General features: G+C 45.2%; 3 protein-coding genes and 1 pseudogene. 1 reads left to right on the top strand and 3 read right to left on the bottom strand.

What is annotated here, in order from left to right; genetic code table 11:
- The first annotated feature begins 310 nt into the window (after positions 1 to 310).
- Positions 311 to 1,042, top strand: a complete 732-nt coding sequence (locus GVK32_RS28380) for a hypothetical protein (RefSeq protein ID WP_159874182.1) — start codon at positions 311 to 313, stop codon at positions 1,040 to 1,042.
- Between the two features lie 361 nt (positions 1,043 to 1,403).
- On the opposite strand, the gene uspF is transcribed toward GVK32_RS28380, so the two are convergent.
- From uspF to ompC, 3 genes and pseudogenes are all read right to left on the bottom strand, one after another.
- Positions 1,404 to 1,838: a universal stress protein UspF gene (uspF, locus tag GVK32_RS28375; RefSeq protein WP_159874180.1), complete on the bottom strand. Its 435-nt coding sequence runs from the start codon at positions 1,836 to 1,838 to the stop codon at positions 1,404 to 1,406.
- 81 nt (positions 1,839 to 1,919) lie between these two features.
- Complete coding sequence (locus tag GVK32_RS28370) at positions 1,920 to 2,132, bottom strand: KTSC domain-containing protein (RefSeq protein WP_045855117.1); 213 nt, start codon at positions 2,130 to 2,132, stop codon at positions 1,920 to 1,922.
- Positions 2,133 to 2,252: 120 nt separating this feature from the next.
- Positions 2,253 to 3,371, bottom strand: a pseudogene (gene ompC, locus GVK32_RS28365) (porin OmpC).
- Between the last annotated feature and the right edge of the window lie 459 nt (positions 3,372 to 3,830).

Below are 3,830 nucleotides of genomic sequence, written 5' to 3'. Positions count from 1 at the left end.
TATTGTAGGGCGGCAGCATTTTTGCCAGTATTCCGGTTTTTCGTTCAGGGGAAATACGTTTCATTTGTCACTCCATCACCCTCAAGTTTATTTTCAAAGGGGGTGACAACTATCCTGACACTGAGGGGTGACCTTAAGGTACCGGAGAACCATCATGATTTTGTACTAAGAACACATTTTTATGTTGAGTTAATTTTGTAATGCTGAATACATATTTATTCAGATAAAATAGATCTCACTATCTACATGGTATTAGTTTTCCCGATATACTATCACCTGATTATTCGAATAAATGATGGATGGTCCTAATATGCTCACATCTGACGCGCGTTATCAGCTCTTAGCCATGTATAGTGCACAGCATCTACGTGCTGTTGCAAACAGAATTATTGCTCGTACTGAGTTACCCGCACTACATTTTTCTTCACTAGTCTGGCGGGGTATGTGGTTACCGATAATCCCGCCACTTTTACAATCTGACTCATCTAACGAATTCTTTCAAACTACTGGGTTTCACTATCCGTCCACTTCACGCCTTAAGTCCTGGCTCACTCCAGATAATAAGGGTATTCTTGATATCAACTCTTCAGGTAAGCTTATATATCTTGCTGAGTTTATTGAAAAAGACTGGCATCTTCATCAGCAAGAGCCAATATGGAGAAAACATCCGACAAACAGACTTAACGGCTATGCATATAACATTATACAGATCCTAATGTATGATAAAATTTCTGATGATTATCCAACTGAATACTATCGTACAATTCAGTATAATCTTTTAGATTCAACATTAAAAAATAAAAATCTCAATAACTGGATTAATGCATATCAAAATAATTCAAAAGACCCGTTTTTTGTTGCCGCATTAGACTTGACTCGGATATCGAATATGAAGTCAACTTTTTTATGGCAAATTACGCTTGAGACGAGAAATGGACTATACACAACCTTATCTATGGAGGCAACACCAGGTTCCTCACATTATTCTTACGCACATCCTATTAGACACAAACGGGTTCATTCATTTATAGGATATGTTTGAAAGTTGAGTTTATTGTGCATAAAAAAGGACTGATTACCTATTTTTTTGCTCTTCCTTTTACATGTGCAAATACTCGACACCGTAACGAGTTGAATATTTAATCCATTTCCTGCATGCAAAAGTCTGCTCCAGGCTCGAAGCAGACTGCTGTAGGGCTAACTATTAATCACCACATTTACAGGAAAGCTATTATTCTGCCAGCAGCGTTGCTGACGGCGGCAACTAATGGCGTCTGACGTCGATGAGTATCAGTCTGTGGCGTGTATGGTACGGATTCGCGCCGGGGATGTCAGCACATTTAAGAGAGTTTAAGCGGCGAAGGATTAAGATAAAAAGCCCGCACCGCGGCGGGCTGGAGAGGTTAGCGGACAACCAGTACGGAGCACACTGCGTGACGCACGACGGCCGCGGCGTTAGAGCCAAGCAGGTAGGTCGTGATATCCGGGCGGTGCGAGGCGATGATGACTAAATCTGCCGGCAGCGACTTCGCCAGTCCCAGAATGTTGTCCTTCGGCGAACCTTCGGCAATATGGAAATGCACCCGGTCTTCAGGGATGGCAAACTGCTTCACCACTTCTTTCAGTCGCGTTTCGGAATCCGCCTTGAACTCATCCATCGGCGGCATCTCGGCGGTATAGGCCATACCCAGCGAGGCATAATAGGGAAGAGAGGGGATCACGGTCAGAAAGTGGACTTCAGCATCATCAATCCGCGCTTCGGCTTCAACGTGGCTGATAACGCGTTGAGTTAATTCTGTATCAGAAATATCTATGGGTACAAGAATTATTCTGGTCATAAAACCTCCTGTTTAATTAACCTTTAAAAGTGTACGACATTCAGGGGCAATATGTACAATGACCAGGGTCACACTTTGGCTTCAGACCGCGGAACGTTCGGTAAATTTACCTTTGATAACCCCATCATAAAAACGACCTTTAGAAACGACCTGCAGAAAGTTGTGAAACACCCGCGGCGGAACGTCGCAGTACTGCAGTGTTTTATTGTCACGAAAGCGTATTTCAAGGATGCCGGAGGCTTCGTCGTAGGCGACAGAGCTAATTCGTGATGATTTTACGGGATGATGATGCATTGCTGGCGTCCTTTATGAGCGGTCTTTTAAGCAATATATCATCCACGGGACGACTATTTTAACGCAACAGGTATATTGTTTTGATTTGGTTAAAATGTCGGCTAAAAGAGGGCCGCGGGATTAGAACTGGTACACCAGGCCCAATGCTACAACGTCATCAGTACCGATGCCGTTGTTTGCGTAGAAGCTATCGTCTTCATCCAGCAGGGTGATTTTGTAATCAACGTAGGTGGACATATTGCGGTTAAAGTAATAGGTCGCGCCGATATCGGCATATTTCATCAGATCTTTGTCGCCGTCGGTGTTGTTCAGGTCTTTTCCTTTCGACATCAGGAAGGAGACCACCGGGCGCAGGCCAAAGTCGAACTGGTATTGAGCGGTGACTTCAACGTTCTGCGTTTTGTTGGCGATCGTGCCGCTCTGATTACCGTAAGGGGTCATATTGTGGGTTTCAGAGTATATGGTGGCCAGATAGATGTTGTTGGCATCATATTTCAGGCCGATGGTCCACGCATCCGCCTTGTCGCCGCCGGCGGTAGAGTGGTTGGTCTGCTCGTTGGTACGGTCGGAGCTGGAGTACGCCGCGCCGAAGCTGACGCCCATGCCCAGATCGTAGGTTGAAGAGATACCGAAGCCGTCGCCGTTGGCGTTTTTAACCGAGCGGTCGCCGCCGTTGCCGGTGCTTTCCTGCTCGTTGGACACCTGGTTTTCGTTCGCGCCCTGATACTGGAGCGCGAAGCTCAGGCCGTCCACCAGACCGAAGAAGTCGCTATTGCGATAGGTTGCCACGCCGTTAGCGCGGTTGGTCATGAAGTTGTCGACCTTTGACCATGCGTCGTCACCGAACTCCGGCAGCATGTCGGTCCAGCCCTCAATGTCGTACAGCACGCCGTAGTTGCGGCCGTAGTCGAACGAACCGTAGGCGCCGAATTTCAGACCGGCGAATGCCAGACGAGTCCAGGCGTTGTTGGTATCGGATTCGCTATTATTGGCCTGAACGTTATATTCCCACTGGCCGTAGCCGGTCAGCAGATCGTTAATCTGAGTTTCGCCTTTGAAGCCAAGGCGGATATAGCTCATATCGCCATCAGAGTTAGTATCATCGGAGAAATAATGTAAACCATCTACTTTATCGTAGAGGTTTAGCTTATTGCTGTCTTTATTATAAATTTAGGCGGAGTGAGCAGCGCCAGCAGCTAATAATGCTGGAATAGCGAGGGCCAGTACTTTTCTTTTCATTTAGATATTCCTTTAATGTTTTTGTTTTGACTTCCTGCGAGGAAGTAAACTCATGCTAAATGAAGGCTGTTAAATTCAGGTCAGTATCAATTGTTACGATATAGATAAGATCTAAAATAAATAATACCGTTGTTACGGTAATAGCTTCGGTGGATATATCAAGAGAATACATATAAAATAAAAATTATACGCCGGGATATTAATGGGGTATTATTCGTGCGTTATATGCCTTTATTGTCAGCCGCATTTTTGCTGCCGCAGTTCGCGGTCCTCTTACGAGCTATTTAAACGGTAAAGTGACAAGCCCGAATATCTATTCGGGCTTTTTTTATACCTGAATGAACACCACCTCCTATGGAGGTGGTCAGCAAAAAGTTGGCTCTGCCAGTAATGCTACTCATGGGAAAATCCGAATCTGTTATCCCCATAACTGATAAGGATTTAACCATGAGTAGATTC

Origin of the sequence: Klebsiella sp. 18074 (assembly GCF_902705905.1) — a bacterium.
Taxonomy (GTDB): Bacteria; Pseudomonadota; Gammaproteobacteria; order Enterobacterales; family Enterobacteriaceae; genus Klebsiella; species Klebsiella terrigena.
The sequence above is the reverse complement of the archived record's forward strand: the minus strand, read 5'-3'. Positions and strand labels throughout refer to the sequence as shown.

What these genes read in the sequence shown, in the direction of transcription:
- GVK32_RS28380 (WP_159874182.1), top strand. Translation starts at nt 311, where the DNA reads ATGCTCACATCTGACGCGCGTTATCAGCTCTTAGCCATGTATAGTGCA.
- uspF (WP_159874180.1), bottom strand. Translation starts at nt 1,838, where the DNA reads ATGACCAGAATAATTCTTGTACCCATAGATATTTCTGATACAGAATTA.
- GVK32_RS28370 (WP_045855117.1), bottom strand. Translation starts at nt 2,132, where the DNA reads ATGCATCATCATCCCGTAAAATCATCACGAATTAGCTCTGTCGCCTAC.